Annotated in this window: 14 protein-coding genes, 1 tRNA gene and 1 pseudogene; 14 read left to right on the top strand and 2 right to left on the bottom strand. The window is 35.0% G+C overall.

The annotated features are described in order from the left end of the window. Positions 1 to 238: 238 nt before the first annotated feature. Positions 239 to 940 (bottom strand): MgtC/SapB family protein, encoded by a 702-nt coding sequence (locus tag CP366_RS06725; protein ID WP_061205003.1) that lies wholly within the window; start codon positions 938 to 940, stop codon positions 239 to 241. Between the two features lie 173 nt (positions 941 to 1,113). On the opposite strand from CP366_RS06725, the gene CP366_RS06720 reads away from it, so the two are divergent. Both CP366_RS06720 and CP366_RS06715 read left to right on the top strand, forming a co-directional pair. Beyond that, positions 1,114 to 1,186, top strand: a tRNA-Thr gene (locus CP366_RS06720). 255 nt (positions 1,187 to 1,441) lie between these two features. After that, positions 1,442 to 1,936, top strand: a complete 495-nt coding sequence (locus CP366_RS06715) for a hypothetical protein (RefSeq protein ID WP_089147872.1) — start codon at positions 1,442 to 1,444, stop codon at positions 1,934 to 1,936. Positions 1,937 to 2,725: 789 nt separating this feature from the next. Here the strand turns inward: CP366_RS06715 and CP366_RS06710 are convergent. Then, entirely contained in the window at positions 2,726 to 3,496 is a 771-nt protein-coding gene (locus tag CP366_RS06710; RefSeq protein ID WP_089147873.1) for a hypothetical protein, read from the bottom strand. 405 nt (positions 3,497 to 3,901) lie between these two features. Between CP366_RS06710 and CP366_RS06705 the strand changes: the two genes are divergently transcribed. From CP366_RS06705 to CP366_RS06650, 12 genes and pseudogenes are all read left to right on the top strand, one after another. After that, the gene (locus tag CP366_RS06705; RefSeq protein ID WP_089147874.1) at positions 3,902 to 4,327 is read left to right on the top strand and encodes a hypothetical protein; all 426 of its coding nucleotides are present in this window, start codon (positions 3,902 to 3,904) and stop codon (positions 4,325 to 4,327) included. Positions 4,328 to 4,853: 526 nt separating this feature from the next. Further along, the gene (locus CP366_RS06695) at positions 4,854 to 9,944 is read left to right on the top strand and encodes a hypothetical protein (RefSeq protein WP_089147876.1); all 5,091 of its coding nucleotides are present in this window, start codon (positions 4,854 to 4,856) and stop codon (positions 9,942 to 9,944) included. A 489-nt stretch (positions 9,945 to 10,433) separates the two neighbouring features. Continuing rightward, the gene (locus tag CP366_RS10715; RefSeq protein ID WP_158227346.1) at positions 10,434 to 10,598 is read left to right on the top strand and encodes a hypothetical protein; all 165 of its coding nucleotides are present in this window, start codon (positions 10,434 to 10,436) and stop codon (positions 10,596 to 10,598) included. Positions 10,599 to 10,678: 80 nt separating this feature from the next. Then, positions 10,679 to 11,443: a hypothetical protein gene (locus CP366_RS06690; protein WP_089147877.1), complete on the top strand. Its 765-nt coding sequence runs from the start codon at positions 10,679 to 10,681 to the stop codon at positions 11,441 to 11,443. 202 nt (positions 11,444 to 11,645) lie between these two features. Continuing rightward, on the top strand, positions 11,646 to 11,960 hold the full coding sequence (locus tag CP366_RS06685; RefSeq protein ID WP_087301043.1) for a hypothetical protein: 315 nt from the start codon (positions 11,646 to 11,648) through the stop codon (positions 11,958 to 11,960). A 1-nt stretch (position 11,961) separates the two neighbouring features. Next, positions 11,962 to 13,064 (top strand): annotated as a pseudogene (locus CP366_RS06680) (cell division protein FtsK). Further along, the gene (locus tag CP366_RS06675; protein WP_089147878.1) at positions 13,061 to 13,414 is read left to right on the top strand and encodes a hypothetical protein; all 354 of its coding nucleotides are present in this window, start codon (positions 13,061 to 13,063) and stop codon (positions 13,412 to 13,414) included. Before CP366_RS06680 ends, CP366_RS06675 begins: the two are co-directional and overlap by 4 nt. A gap of 269 nt (positions 13,415 to 13,683) precedes the next feature. Further along, positions 13,684 to 14,022 (top strand): hypothetical protein, encoded by a 339-nt coding sequence (locus CP366_RS06670; protein ID WP_087176850.1) that lies wholly within the window; start codon positions 13,684 to 13,686, stop codon positions 14,020 to 14,022. Between the two features lie 138 nt (positions 14,023 to 14,160). Continuing rightward, the gene (locus CP366_RS06665) at positions 14,161 to 14,508 is read left to right on the top strand and encodes a hypothetical protein (RefSeq protein WP_087176851.1); all 348 of its coding nucleotides are present in this window, start codon (positions 14,161 to 14,163) and stop codon (positions 14,506 to 14,508) included. A 253-nt stretch (positions 14,509 to 14,761) separates the two neighbouring features. Then, complete coding sequence (locus CP366_RS06660) at positions 14,762 to 15,115, top strand: hypothetical protein (RefSeq protein ID WP_089147879.1); 354 nt, start codon at positions 14,762 to 14,764, stop codon at positions 15,113 to 15,115. Positions 15,116 to 15,137: 22 nt separating this feature from the next. Next, positions 15,138 to 15,542 carry a hypothetical protein gene (locus CP366_RS06655; protein ID WP_087176853.1) on the top strand — a complete coding sequence of 135 codons (405 nt, stop codon included), beginning with the start codon at positions 15,138 to 15,140 and terminating at the stop codon, positions 15,540 to 15,542. 458 nt (positions 15,543 to 16,000) lie between these two features. Beyond that, positions 16,001 to 16,594, top strand: coding sequence for a hypothetical protein (locus CP366_RS06650; RefSeq protein ID WP_233197976.1), 594 nt, complete (start codon positions 16,001 to 16,003; stop codon positions 16,592 to 16,594). Positions 16,595 to 16,605: the final 11 nt, after the last annotated feature.

The following is a 16,605-nucleotide window of genomic DNA, read 5'->3' as shown; positions in this document are numbered from 1 at the left end:
GCGGCTAATTTGAAGTATTTCCATTACTTGATTAGCTTTCATAGTTTCACCTCCTTAACTAATATTATATCATATGTATTCAATAAATAGGCGAAAAGAAAATAAAAAGATCATATTATTACATCAAGACTAATAATATGATCTAATTTAGTTAATTATTTCTTACTATATTACTATTTTACTAAATTGTCGCGCCAAAATAAAAATCTCAAGCTAATGCTTGAGATTTAAAATGATTTTACATACCACCACGGGTATAACTAATACGGGTAATATCAGGATATTTACGTAGATTCATGACAATAGAATTCTCATCCATTTTATTATTAATGATTCCGTCAACGTAGAAAACAATGTGGTCATCACTCACGTCGAGAATTTTAACAGTAACATTTTCGACGTGATTATCTGCTAGTTCTTGCCTGATTTTAGATAAAATATGATGCTGATTAATAGCCACAATTTGAATATTAAAACGAACATGTGGCGTTATTTTGTTGATAATGACATCATCGTGAAAGATCATTTGAATGATAAACAATAGGGCGGTTGATAGGATACCGATGAAATACATGCCAGCACCAACAGCCATCCCGATGGCGGCAGTTGCCCAAACTCCAGCGGCAGTAGTTAAGCCTGAAACCTGTTCTTTTCTAACTAGGATTGTACCCGCACCAATGAAGGAAATTCCTGTAACGATCTGGGCCGCAATTCTTGATGGATCTAGTGCAATGTCATGCATGCTTAATAGATCGGTAAATCCATATTTAGATACGATCATGAATAAAGCAGAAGCAATCGCAACTACGATATGAGTTCTCACACCCGCGCTTTTTCTCTGAATCGCCCGCTCATAGCCGATTAATGCGCCACAAAAAGCTGCGACAACAATTCTAAGTAGCCAATCTAATTCGGTTGTAATTGGAGCTAAAGTTTGCATTATTTAGTCCTCATCCTTTGTATAATCAACAATTATTATCATTTCTATTTTAACGTAAATGCAGAAAAATTATAGTCTGGGAAATTTTTTTGAACTTTTTTCAAAAAAGACTTGCACAGCTCTCGTCTATGTGGTTTAATTAATACTGTTGTCGGGTAAGACAACGAAGAGTTGCTGACTTAGCTCAGTTGGCAGAGCACCTCACTAGTAATGAGGAGGTCGGAGGTTCGAACCCTCTAGTCAGCATTAGAAAGATTCATTTTTAATGATTAACCTTGATTTATCAACGTTTTACGAAGATAAGTTAAGGTTAATTTTTTTGTATAAAGAAAAATAATGCACATAATCTGCACACGTTTTAGAGTGTGTGCATTGAATGAACTCAGAGCGTAGAATAAAGGTTGATATGACGGGCTTTAAGCCCGTTTTTTTGTGTGCACAACGTGAACACGGGGTATAATTGAATTAATTAGAAACAATGTAGACTAAATAGGTGAAAATATGAGTTATACGATTTATACCAAAGGAATAACTAGTAATTTCTTCGATAAAGATGGATATAAAATTGGCTTTTGGTGTTATTACTTACGTACTAAAAATACAACTGAACTAAAATGTAAAGTGGTTAAGAGTGAAGATGCTAAAAAATTAACTGCTCCAAGAATGCAATTAAAATCAATAATTGAAGCTTTGAAGTTTTGTGAGAATGATAGTTTTGTAGATTCTATAAAGTTATATACTAACAATCAACAATATTTTAAACAGTGTTTCGAAAATGAAAAAAGCCGAAAGAAAAATAAAGATCTTTGGGCACAAATAGATAAATTGAAACTGGATAAGGGCTTAATTATTTTCCCTGAGGATAAAGATAATGCTGTTAAGCAAAGTCGTGGAATGAAGATACTAGAAGCCGCTATAAGGGATACACAGGCTCATAATAATGACTGGGAGGAACATACCGCCCATCCTAGTTTAAACAAGGAAATGGAAGATTAGATAGGAAAAAGAGCAACGTAAGTTGCTCTTTTGTTTTGAATAAGTATTAACTATATCCTTTGTGTGGCACTGAAATAATATTTGCTTAACAATAGATTATCAAGTTTTTTTAACTGATTTGATGATATTGATTGAAGACAGCACGTTGAAGCTCATTGATTTTGGACTTTTTCAACGAGCTAAACATTTTTAAACACGCATTCGAGAGACAGACAAGGCGGGCTTGCCCGCCGCAGGCTGGGTCTCGTATATACGTGTGGTGGAGTTTAACGAGATTTACGTGGAACGTCGAGAGATATCGAGATGTATCGATGTGCTTCGAGCTGCTTCGAGCTGCACGTGTGCCTGGAGGGCCTCGTGTATTTAAAAAGAATCGCAAAGAAAAAAAGGATAATGCCATTTGATGCATTATCCTTTTTCAAATTTCCCAACCTAGTTGATCGATTTAACTAGGGAATAACTCCCCTGGGAATGGGGACAAATACAATATTGGATCTTTGGTTGTTTCCGCCCGGAATAACTCCCGCCTCGAGGACCTCGAGCGGGACAAATGCGGCTAAGTTGATGTTTTTTTTCCGATTGCTAACCAAGAGAAACTCCCTCTGAAGTGAGGGACAAGTAAATACCTGCATAGTGTCTGACCTATCAAACCCAAGAATAACTCCCGCCTCGAGAACCTCGAGCGGGACAAAATTGGCTAGGTTGATGTTGTTGCCAATACTTAACCAAGAGAAACTCCCCAAAATTGGGGACAACTTAAAAATTGGGGCTTAATATATTACATATAAATTAACGGCTGTAAACCTTGTAGAAGTGGCCCTTGTGGTACATGCCGCCGCGAGCAAGACTTGCGTTGGTGTACCAATCTTCGCCGTGATTGAGCAAGTACTTAGTGTTTGCACTAGCCTTTGAGCAGTGATTCTTGAAGTCTTCGTGGGTAAGTTCACCACCAATGCCTGAACCATCTGGAGCGTACCAACCGTCTGCATTGTGTTTACCGTCTTGCATTGGTGAGATGGTATCTACGTACTTGTCGTGGTTCCAAAGGCTAAAGTTATTTACAAGGATAATATCACCCTTGCCGTACCACATGCCATCATCGGTATTGTCCATATCATCTGATAATGCCTTGATCTTGCTGTTTACACGGTAGACAGTTAAATATGACATATCGTTGTACTTCTTGGTGAAGTATTTGGCTGCAACGTAAATTGTATCAACATTTGAATTCTTAACGGGAATGCGATAATACTTAGTATTATTAATATAACGGTACCCATTTGTTTTTGCTGGACCATTAACCATTGATGTAGTATTTAAATTATCATCATCAATATAGAATTTTCCGTTATCTAATTTAATAATAGAAGGGAATCCTTCGCTTAATCCTAATGTTTTATAAGTATGCTTTTTATTTAAATAATGAAATGCACCTACATTATGTGCATAAGCAGCTTGAACAGTTGAAGTATTTAAATTTGAAATAGTACTTGTAGCACTAATACCTACAACAGCAAAGGCTGCTGCAGTTAATAACTTAATAAATTTATTTTTAAACATTTTTAATATCTCCTATTTTATTGAATAAAAAATAAGCCTGATTATTATAGACTTATAATGAATTGAATTTGATGAAAAGTAAAGGGTTTAGTCGTATTTGCACATAATTTAATATTAAACATATTTTTGTACAAATACAGAAAATTTAAGTCTTTTATTTTATTTATTTACAGAAAAATAGGGGAATTTATGGATAAAAATTTACTTTATAATTCAAGGCCTTTTGGACGTTGCAAGCTTAAGTGCCTAAAAGAAACGCTTTAAGCGTAAAAAATTAACGAAAAATCGGGGATGAAAAAAAGACGCTGAGGCGTCTTTTTAATTTTAAACAAATTAATGATTTGACACATATGGTTAAATTGAATAGAAATGTGTTGAATTTTGAGTGGGAGAATAAAATTAATTATGACGATCAATAATGTATTAACTTTTGTATTAGTAGTATGCACTTTATTAGCTATTGGTATGTTTTATACTGGTATTCTATCATGCACAAATAAATCATTTGATAATAAAAAGCCATTAATTATTGTTAAAGATACATCAGAATTAATTATTATTCCATTATTAATAAATCTATTTACTGATGATAAATTAACAAATAATCAGTTTAATGGTATGATTATTTTGCTTTCTGTATTATTTGTTATTTATTTAGCCGCTGATATACAATTAAATGATCCAGCTAGTTCTAAATTAGCAAAATATTTCAGTTTTATTAAATATTTTATTAAAATAAGCATTTGGCCGATTAGTATACTTATAATTACTTGGCTATTTATGCATTTATTAGCTAAAACAGATACAGTTATTGTATGGCTCTGTTTATAATACTTTTAGACGTACTAAGCAAATAATTCCAATTAGTATACAAAGACCAAGCACTATACCTAGAATTGTATAATAGTTTTCTACTTTGCTTTTTGGCATAGAATTTTGATGATGCATTAATACTTGAGTGCCAATCATTTCTAATATTAAAACTACGATAACACCTAATATTATGTTGTGATACATATTCATGATAATAATCCTTTCTAAAATAATACAAAAAGACAAGTTAGATTAACTCTAGCTTGTCTTTTTAATTTACATGTTTAATTGCGGAAAAATTAATTAAATATCGAGAAAAATATTAGTGCATTCTTTATATAAAATTGCATTAATAAGTTTGATATTTAAGCACTTTGTGAATTGTTCTTATCATCTTCTTTCTTACTTAGAACAGTGTTTAGACTTCTTCAATTTTTTTATTCACAAACTTAAAATTGCTATAAAATAGTAACTGTGAAACGGAAAAACTCTGTTTCACAAATCGATAAACTAGTTTTTATTGCAATAGAAAGAAGTGATACTTTTGGTTAATAAAGTATTAACCAAACCGCGGGTACGTGGTAAGACGCACCATAAGACTTCGCTTTATAGTAAACTTGAAAAAGCTTCGATGTTAATCGGGACCGCTGGTTTACTAGGTGGAGTTATTGGACCGGTTATCGCTCCCGCTGAAGAAGTTCTCGCAGTTTCACGCAGTGAAATGCAGAAGAGAGCTAAACAAGGTGGCTCTGGTGGTAAAGCTGCACCGCTTGGTACTTCTGAAAGAAAGCCTGGTCCTTCTAAAAAGAAATCTGGAGGAAAAGGCAGCAGACCTAAAGTACATGGTAAGTTACCTAATAAACTAGATATGTCTTATCCAGTTCCTTGGGGTAATGGTATTTATCATGAAAACGCGCTGGGCTCAAATGCTGGTAAGCTTACTATTAAAGGCTGGCTTACTTATAATGGTGGGTCAAATAAAAAGCGTCCACTTGTTGGATTACCATTTGGCGGTAAAAAAGGTAAGCTTGGCTGGCGCCATTTAAAGAAAGATGGCCGTGACATTTATCTTTTTGAACGTGGTGCCAAGAATAGCACATTTAAAGAGGCTACCACGACCGGTTTCGGCAATCAATATTGGCACTTAGAGCCTGATGATTCCCATGGTGCTGGTCAAATTGGGATGTTTTACACCAATAAAAATAAGAAGTTTGGTGCTGGTACATACTATGATATGCGGACTCATAAAAAGACCCCTGTCGATTTTCGCTTAACTTATCTAGGCGGCAACAACCAAAGTTCAAATATTGCTAGATATGCAATGGGCCATGAATCTTGGTCTAAAGGTGGTAAATCTGGCTGGACTGTTAAAAATGGTAAACGTATTGTTGTAAATCCAAAACATGCAGATGGTCGATTTTTAGCCTTTTCTGGTAAGTCAATTGGTGTTTGGGATTTAGGTCGTGGTACTGACCAATTTAAGCTTGAGATTATCAACCATAAAACAGGTGCACCAATGAGCTATAATGGTCCAATGTCATTTTGGGATATTGACTATGGCCAAGCTTTAAAAGTTAAAGGCGCTAAAGCTGACTTATATGTTGGTAATAAGAAAGTAAATAAGAATATTGGGCCATCACTTGTTCGTGAACGTCGTTCAGGTAATTTTACTGGTTATGTTGCCGGAATTCGTGATGATCAAAATAAGAAGCGTGATATTTTTGATAAACAAGGTACTGTAGATAATGATGATCCACGTGGTGGTGTGACATCTGTTGTGAATGGTAGTAGTTTTTTAATTAATTTTGACCGTTTTGGCAAAGGTAAATTAAAAGCTTTTAATAAACCAACTTCAAATGCAAAACCATTTTCTGCAGATAGTATTCCAGCTGTAAATAATTCTCGTCAAAAAGACATGGAATACTATGGTAACTGGTTCTCAATTGGGAACAACGTCAATCTGGCAGCTTCAAAAGACGATCGTACAGATGGTTCTACTGGTAAGCTTGTTTCAACTACTGACAAACCAGACTTTAAGAATTGGAAAACATCACAATGGACTACTAAGTTGACTAAGCCTGTTAAAGCTGGACAAACATTCTATTATGCTTTGCAAACCAAGGTAAATTGGGGTGCTGGTACTTTTGCTGCCGGTAAAGCTTCATTTAGTCATGGTAAGAATGAAATTGCAGAACTTAGTCAAGCAGATTTTAGAGCTTGGAATCAAGCTACTAAGCATAAAGGCTACAGTATTATTAAAAACTTAGGTTTCGAAGATATTGTAGATAAACGCCTTAAAGTTAACACTGGCGGCATTAAAGTTCTTGCAACACAAGAAGAAAAAGGTCCTGTTCGTGATTTAACTAAGGACTTTACTGCTGGTAAAGATGGTAATAAAGTTGGTAAAGATGGTACTCATATTATTAGAGCCATCAAAGATGGTTCCGAAGCAGCTTTAAGTACAACAGATTCAACTCATTCAATTCGTAACAAATTTGTTCGTTTGATTATTCCTGTTACTGTTGATAAAAATAAGACAGCCTTTAACTTAACTGCTGATCAAGCTGCTAAGGTTGAAAATTCTCGTAAAGATCCTAAAGATGCTGTACAAGTTAAAACTGTAAAGAATGCTGATGGTTCAACTACGACAACAACTACTATAAATAAAGAAGAGCATTCATCAAGTTCTAGGACAGAAAATGTTGGTACCTCTTTCAAGGGTTATGGTATGCAGAAGATGGCAACCATTCCTAATGTTGCTATTATTACTCAAAATGATCAGACCTTACGTACTAAGACTACTTGGGCAAGAACTATTCCTGGTGAAGGTGGTACACACCCAAAGCCTTTACCAAGAGTAACTGATACGCAAGGTGCTAAAAGTGTTTATGTACAAGCACCGGGCACTAACACTTGGCAAATTGATGATGAGCATAACTATGATCAAGGCGATATTCTGCCAAATCAATGGTTAACTTACCAATTACAATTTAAGCTTCCAAGTCCTGAAGCTAAAGTTGGTGACAAGCCTTCTGATAATGAAATTAGCAAGAAAGACCATGATGAATATGTTGGCGACAATGTTGATGGTACTCCAAATATACACCATGTATCATATAAAGGTAAATCTTCAATTTCTAAGATTGTGATTACCGATACATTTGATAGTCGCTTAGCTGCTAAATCCATCAAGGAAGGCGATCACTTGGTAAAGCCTTATCTCGGAGTTGGTACTTCAACTGGTAGCTTGCAAAAAGTCACTGATGGTGTTTCTATTTCAGGCAATCAATTAAAGATTACTATTGATAAGAATAGTCCATTATATAGTAAGTTTAAGTCTGGTAATTCATCATTATATGTACGATTTAGAATTCGTGCAAAGAATAATGATGCACAAGAAAATAGAAAGATTCCTGTAAATAATAGTGCTAGTTTGGAAACTAAAGTAACTCAAAAAGTTTCAAGTCGTGAAACTGGCTCTGACGGTTATGATAGTGGTAAACAGAAAGAACCTTCAAATCATGGTACTATGAAGGCCAAGACTAATAAAGTTACTAATTACTTAACTCCATTGCAATCACCACCACCTCCAACCAAGGATGCTTCATACACTGGTAAAGCTGGAGATGCACAGGTAACCACCTTAAATCCTAACGATGAAGTAATTTATACAATTACGCAAGACTTAGGTACTCGCGGCGTAGATATCGGCAACAAATACAATAATATTGAGTTGCATGATAATGTTGATTCACACTTAAAGGTTGAAAGCGTTGATGTCCAAAGCCCAATTAAGGGTGATAAGCAAGTAAATGGCAATGATGTTAAATGGATAGCTGATAAATCAGCTCTAGAAAAATATGTTGCAAATGGTGGAACCATTGTAATGACTATTAAAGCCAAATATCCACCACAAACCATGAAATCAACTACTACAGCAGCAGACAATAAGGAAGAAACTCATATTACAAATGATAATCATACTTGGCCAAACTTAGAATCAAATACTGTAAGTTTTGGTTTACCAGCAATGCCAAGTAGTAATGCTAAAACTTTAGTAGGCGTTTATGATATGACTACAGGCCAATCACAAGATCCACAAAGTGTCTTAGATCCACGCGATGATTATCGTTTAACTTATGAAATTACTGGCGAAATTGGTAACGCTGATAACTCAGGCTTTAGTGTAACTGACCCAATGCCTGAAAATACTGAACTTGAATTGTCAAGTATTGGAGCTAGTGATTCTAAAGGTTTGAGCGTTTCAACGAGTGGCTCAGATAAGCACACTTTACATGCACAAGTTAGTGGTGGTAAAGATGTAATGGGTTCTAAAGTAGTTATTCAATATTCAGTTAAAGTAAATCATGAATCCGATTGGTCAGATTACTACTCAGGCAAAGGCGATAAATCAGATGCTATGGGTGGTCAAATGATTTACAACAATGAAACTGATACTGTAGACCAAAATTCATACTTGAGAATTCCAAACACTGCAACAATTCGTTATGGTGATCACACAGATGAACGTACTGATTACTTCAACATGGGTGTTCAATTATTTGATACTCAGCAAGTAATTATTCAAGATGATGATACCAAATGGGACACTAATCTTGAAAAGAGTCACTACGTAGATCACAAGCGTAATGATAAGACTGCTGTAACTACAGCAATTATGGTTCAAGTTCCTAACTACTTGAAGATTTCTACTTTAAATGTAGCAAACAACTTCAAGGAACCTAGATTTGAACGTGGCGAAACTCATATGCTTCGTGCTAACAACAAGTTAGTGCACGATAAGAGTTTACTTCAAAACCCAGACTTCACTCAATCAGGCTTTGCAACTGCAAGTCCTTACATTGGTGAACAGAAGTTTAATGGTAATGAACCAGTTGATAAGCAAAAGATGTCTGGTAAGACTTACTGGAGCTTCACTAAGTGGTCTCCAGAAACTAGATTCTTCAAAGATTATGCTAAACTTAAGAATATGCGCGATAGCTTCACAGGACAAGTAAACTTTGCTGGTCACTCAGCAGGTAGTCGTCACGCTGACTTCTCAGATAGTGATTTACATGTTAGCGGCGATGAGCAAGTTAACTACACTGGCAGTCAAGCTGCAATTCCTAATGAAGTTGGTATTCACCTTTCAAACATTTATGCCTACTACGACATGATTGACCGTGGTACTTTTGGTACAGGCATTGAAGATCAAAACGATCCAAAGCTTGACTACAACAAGTTCGACGATGGCAAGAAGATGGATTACAACTTGTACGGCGAGGTTAAAGGCTTAGCCGTTGACCCAACCGAAAAGACCAACTTCGATAGTGAAAAAGGCGGTCAACCAGTTAGTGCATGGCTTAAGACTAATGGTTATGATGCTGGTAAGAAGACATTGCAATTAAAGAACGGCTTAGGCCAAGGCGAAACTGCTCCAGTTGTACAAACTTGGACAGGGCTTGATGCAGATAAGCTCACAGGTGTTGACACTGATCACGGCTACTACTCAAAGAGTAACACTTACCGTGATACTAAGCTTGATCCATACTTGGGCAAGAACCCAGCAATTGCTGAGGAAAAGGGACATTCAAAAATAATTATTTTGTTAGCAGATGACATTCATGGCAGATAAGCATAAGTTAACAAAATAATTATTTATTAAGGATATCTTTAGTGCGACCTTGTTTTGGTCGTTGCAAGACTTTTTATCATAATCTTTTTGGATATCTTTAGTGCATTCATCCACTGCAAAACTTCTTCTTTATCTTCTTGGATATCTCTAGTGCATTCATCCACTGCAAAACTTCTTTTTTCTCTTTCTCCATTGCTTTTTTTCTCTTGTCCCCAATTTCTTTGTAAAAAAAAAAAACTATTGACTGAAAGGAGATTTGAGATTATAATGATCGAGCAACGCGAGACCACATAGGAATCGGGGAGCTGCGAAAACGTAGCATCCAAGCGAAAAAGAGGAAAAAGGGACGAAGTTTACATTTAGAAGCGTCCCTTTTTTTGTTCTCCCGCTAGTAAAGCGGTTACACAAAACTATCAGTATCGGGGGGGTAGCTAAGCATTTGCCGGGCTACCCCCTCTTTTTTTATTTTTAATTAAGGAGATTTTTACGATGACTCAAAAGCAAACTAATGAAGAAAGAAATGTTGACTTACCTTTAGATGATGGCATTGAATGGCCTGATGACATTGAATGCCAGGATTATCCTTTGGATAATGATGAAATTTTTGAGTATCTTATAGCTGAAAATGCTGTAATGTATATGGCTAACAATTAGAAGAAATTATATTTGGTAAAAAGGCAGTTAAGCGAAATGCTTAGCTGCCTTTTTTGTTTTCAAGGAAAGGACTGCTAAAAATGGCGTTGAAAAATTTTGAAGATTATTCTAATTATGTTTCGATTAGTGAAGTCATTAAGATTTTTGATAAGAAATATAAGTTATTTGAGAACAATAATAATAGTGGGGTTGTATCAAAGTATAATGCGAACTTAAAAGATTCGTTAAAAAAGAAGATTACATTTACTATTAAAGAACAGAAAAACGGCATTGATTATGTAAAACAAACTAATGATAAAAGACAATATTTAATCTCTTATCAAAGTGTACCTACTTTAATGCGGTTGTTAGAAAATTACGTTATTGAGAGATCCATAACCATGAATGATCAAGCACTAAAAAAGCGTGATGATGCAATACAGAGTAGACAGCTCTCGAATATAAGTAAAAATCGAATGGATAGAAGTCTTATTGTAACTGAAATTCAAAATAAAATGCGATCTATAGATTTTGATCACCTTGATAATGAAGCAGCTGAAGTAGCTGATAAAATGGCTTACGATTGGCTTCCTAAGATAACAGAAACTGACTTACAGAAGTATGAACAAATTAATTCAGACTTTGAAAAGCAATTGATCCAAAGTTTGCAACTAACCAAATTAGAGATTACTTTTCAAAATGGTCTACAGCATCGTTACACCGAATTTGATCAAGCAGGTTATATAAAGGATTATTGTTTAAGAGAACTTCATACGGTTCAAATTCGAGGTAAGCGAATAATATATAGAGGATATTCAAAATATGATCTCAAATTACAAAATCCACTTTATTGGTATTGTGGATAGTAAGGCACCAAGAAAAATCTTGGTGCCTTTTTTTCCCGATAATACCTCAAAATTTCCTGATAGTTCTTAAAAAGACTATCAGAACAACAAAAAATAGTGCCAGTATTTCCCAAAGGACCAGATTTTGGGAAGTTAACATTGTGCGAAACTAGTGACAGTAAGGAAAACAAATAACACCTTACTAGAAAGAAGGAAACAAATCATGAGAAGAAAAAACAACGGAAGTAGTTACAGTGTAGAAGCTGTATGGGAAAACTTAGATAAGAACAAACCTATCTACTCATTAAGCACAGAGCCAGTAGCTCAATATGTTTGGGAAGATGGTAAGCCTACAGATAAAATCGCTAGTTACAAAGCTGGTTTTACCCAAGACGGTGCGGAGTACTTTCAAGTAAAGTTCCCTAAAAAGGTAACTTTGCCAAAGTACATGTCGGTTGTAACTTTTGACAACATCACCGCTTTTCAGACTCGATACGATGTGTACTTTAAGGCTGATGACGTAAAGGAAGTTAAATAAGATGAATACTGATGAACTTAAAAGGTACATTACTCAAAGCATTGACATGGCTCTAGGTTCTGACATGCAAGGCGAGAGTAGTTATACCAACAGCTTTTCCATTGACTTGGATAAAGGTGGGATTAAGTTTATTCCGCGGATGCCCGCGGGGTACTTAATCGATGATAACTTTTATCAGCATATTTTCAAGATCCTGAATGTTTCGCTTTATCCAAGTTATACACTTTTAAAGCAAAATACAGCGTACTTTGTGCCAATAGATACACGTGATATTCATGTACAAAGAGCCTTATATTTCCCTTGGAAAGAAGGAATTTCAAGGCGCTTAGTAGTTACTAATCTTGAAGATTTTACTGCTCAAAATGGTAGCAAGATTCAAATTATGAAAGATTTGAGTATTGACTACAACAAAACTGTAAGCGTTGCAATCGCTGGAAATTCAGGATCTGGTTGACGATTGGTAAGTCGTACTTTTTAACCTACCTACTGGAATCTTTAAAGCATGTTGATGAAGGTGGGATAAAAAATCTAATAGTAGTTGATCCAAAAATGGATGAACCAAGTCGTTGGGCTAAGGCTAATGGCGTTAGGGTGATTTATCCTGCTACAGATCGTTCAAAATCTGATTTTGTAGCACAGATTAACGATGTCTTAAGTGAATGTTTGAAGTTAATTCATAAGAGGCAACAAGCTCTTTTTAATAATCCGAATACTACTTTTAAGCATGTGACAGTAGTAATTGATGAAGTTCTGGCACTTTCAGAAGGTGTTAATAAGAATATTAAAGATACTTTCTTTGCTCTCTTATCACAAATTGCATTATTAGGACGTGCAACTCATGTACATTTAGTACTAGTAAGTCAACGCTTTGATCATACTAGTGTTCCAACTTCTGTGCGTGAGCAAATGAATGTATTAATTCAGTTGGGTAATATCAACCGCAAAACAACGCAATTTTTGTTCCCTGATCTTGATCCTGAAGGCATCGTAATTCCTACAGGCAAGGGGACAGGACTGATTCAAGTAATTGATGATGAACACCCTTACCAGGTATTGCCTTTGCTATGTCCAACTTATTATACAAGTAAGGAGAAAATACTATGAAACAAAAAAGTTCGTTCTACTATCGTTACCTTAGTTGGACGCAGAAAAGAGAATTAGTAAGTTTTATAGAACAGCCGCTTGATAATCTTCCTAAAGAGAGCGCTGCATACAATGAAGCTTACAAATTTAATTCTTACATTAAAATGTCAAAAGTTAAGGTAAAGAAAAATAAAATCGAAGTAAAAATTCGTATTCCTGAAACGCCAACTGGTCAAAGTCGACTTAATGCAATTTGGAATCAAATTGTTGATAAGGTTTCTCGAATGAATGGTCGTGCTTTTGCGTTATCAAGCAATAAAGCAGGAGACCCATATTTCTATGTTATTGAAGGGACTCGAATTAAGCACTAAATTAAAAACTATTTTACGAAAGGAAGAAAATAAATGATTAAACATAAATCATTTACTGTACATTCACCGCCTCTTATTGAGGTGGTAGGAAATTTCCCGGTTTAAAGGTATTTTTTCCTTTAAACCATATTTAGGACCGTGAAAAGCCTATTAAATCAACAAAAATTTATTTTTGGATATCCCGAAGAGTACCGAGCTCTTCGGGATTTTTTTAACTAACATACGACACGTAAAGAAAAAGAAATTATTTCATGAAAGGAAGAAATAACATGAAAGAATTAATTAACGGCTATATGTACGACACTGACAAGTCTAAATTAATCGCAAAAGTTTATGGTCCATATATTTTTGAAGATGAACGTCAATGGAATGAAGCTCTTTATCAAACACAGGATGGAAAATTTTTCTTAAAGGGTGACGGTGGACCACGAAGTAAATATTATGACAATCCAGCATTAATCCCTTATGACTTTGGGGACGCAGAGTTCTGGTATCGAGAGCAATTAGACAATGTTTACACTGCTTACGATATTACGAAGGCTAAAGATCCAGATCCAAATTACAACACATTTTGCAGATTGTTCAAAGATAAAGAAGAGGCTGAATAAGGAGGATTAAAAATGCTGTTCAATATACGATCTCCCTCTTTTATTAAGTGCAGAGGTGTTTGTTCTTTACAACACATTTTAAATCTTAAAAAGATTATTAATCAAACAAGAGTTTGCTTTAAGAAAGGAAATACTATTATGAAAAGATTCTACAATGACTATCTATATGACACAGATAATTCAAAATTAATTGCTGAGAATTGTGCTCCATGTTCTTCATTTGATGATCGCTACTATAGAGAAGCCCTTTATCAAACTCCAGAGGGTGAGTTTTTCTTAGTTGGTAGAGGTGGTGCTATGAGTAAATACTCGCAATTGTTCAACGGTTGTAGCACTGGCGGAAGTGCACTAAATCCACTATCTATCGGAGAAGCGGAAGACTGGTATCGAGAGCAATTAGATCAAGTTTACACTGGCTATGACATTACCAAAGCCAAGGACCCAGATCCAAATTACAATACATTCCGTAGATTGTTCAAAGATTAAAGAAAAGATGAATAAGAATGCTTGAAGATAAATCATTTGAGGTACATTCACCGCCTTTTATTGAGGTGGTAAAAATTTCCCGGTTTAAAGACATTTTTTCCTTTAAACCATATTTTAGAGTCTCAAATGCCTATTAAATCAATAAAAATTTATTCCTAAAAATCCCGAAGAGCACTAAGTTACATTGGAATGATTTTTGTTAAAACAATTGTAAAGAAAAAAAAGAAATCAATTTATGAAAGGAAGAATAATTATGAAAAAATTTTATCAAGGCACCTTATATGATTCAGATAATGCCGAATTAATTGATGACTATGAAAGTGATTATCCAGTTAATGACTTTAATTACTTCAAAGAAGGACTTTATCGAACATCTGAAGGTAAGTTCTTCTTATATGGTGAAGGCAATGCAGCAAGTAAATATGCTGAACGTATCGAAGGTAATGGAGCTTGGGCAGGCGGCTATGATCTTATACCTCTTTCAACCGAAGAAGCTAAAAAATGGTACGAGGAAAATCTTGAAAGAGTTTATCGTGACCAAGATATCACAGGAGCATACGAGACCTACTGCGAATTGTTTAAACATAAAGGCGACAATGAAAAATAGTTAATGAAAGGAAAAATCTGCTATGAAGAAATCTTATAACGGTGTCTTATATGATACGGATAAATCAAAATTAATTTCTGAGTTTGAAAGTTCCTATTCTAGTAGAGACACCCGTTATTACAAAGAAGCCCTTTATCGATCAACTGAGAATAAATATTTTCTTTATGGTCACGGTAATGAAGATAGTAAATATGCCAAACGCATTAGAGGTAGTCATAGTTCAGATGGCAGATTCCCTCAAATTTTCTGGTATTACCGATCTTGGTCGAATTGCTCAGATTGTATAGATATTATTCCGCTTTCATGTAATGAAGCTAAGAAATGGTATGAAAATAAACTCAATGAGGTTTACCGTTGTTATGACATTGTAAAAGCAAAAGAGCCAAAAATTAATTACGGTACTTATTGCAAATTGTTCAAAGATTAAAGAAATATTGTTTGATGTACATTCATTGTCTTTTGTTGAGGTAGTGAAAAATTTCCCGATTTGAAGCTATTTTTTCCTTTAAACCGCATTTAAGGCCTTAAAAAGCCTGTTAAATCAACAAAGATTTATTTAAAAAAATCCCGAAGAACACCAAATTGCTTTGGAATGATTTGCATTAACATGAGAATCGTAAAGAAAAAGAAATTATCTCATGAAAGGATGAATAAAAATGATTAACTATCCATTTAATGCGGCGCGCCCGCCGCCCGTCAAGGGCGAGAGGGACAGCGCCGCATAAAAAAGCAAGCCGCTTATGTGTGCGTTGCATGAAAACCTATATATGACAACTAGTTGGGCTTGTTATTTACTAGTTGTCATAAAGTGTGTCAACTGTGCATGAAAGAGTGCACAGAGGCAAAAAAAGAAAACTAGTTTGTACAGAAACGGAGATATTAAAGATGGCAAACTTTGACAAGAACGATGTAAACGCAAACCAAGCAAAGAACGAAGAAAAAAACGAGGAAAAAAAGATGGCTAAAGAAACGAACGATCAAAGAGAAGAATCCAAAATGAACGAAGAAAAGGACATCAAAGAAAGAGCAAATCAAAAAATGGCAGAAGAAAACAAATTTCCAAAGTTAACTAAAGAAGAAGTTAAGCAAATGCTAGAATTACCTGATATTGCAAATGATGATGGTCTATACGTTCCAAGCGATGGTGACGAGGTATCCAAGATTTACAAGACTACTAATTATGGTCAGTTCATTTACAATACGGAATATCTCAATGATAGACGTATCAACTTCCTTATTTATAAATACCTTACAAGACAAGAGCCATTACCAATGATTGCAGTAAGACCTAATTCAGGATATTGGGAAGTTGTAGATGAACAGGACAGTTTATATGCAGCTGTACAATTAGGTATTCCAGTTTACTTCTATAAGGCTTATGATTCAGCGCCACAGGCACCACGTCAAATTGATATGTCATTTGACGATATGAAAGCAATTGTAGACTTTTGCTTAGATAATCACGATTTTCGTTATTAGAAGGTATTTTT

The organism is Lactobacillus sp. UMNPBX15, assembly GCF_002553785.1.
Classification (GTDB): Bacteria; Bacillota; Bacilli; order Lactobacillales; family Lactobacillaceae; genus Lactobacillus; species Lactobacillus crispatus.
The sequence above is the reverse complement of the archived record's forward strand: the minus strand, read 5'-3'. Positions and strand labels throughout refer to the sequence as shown.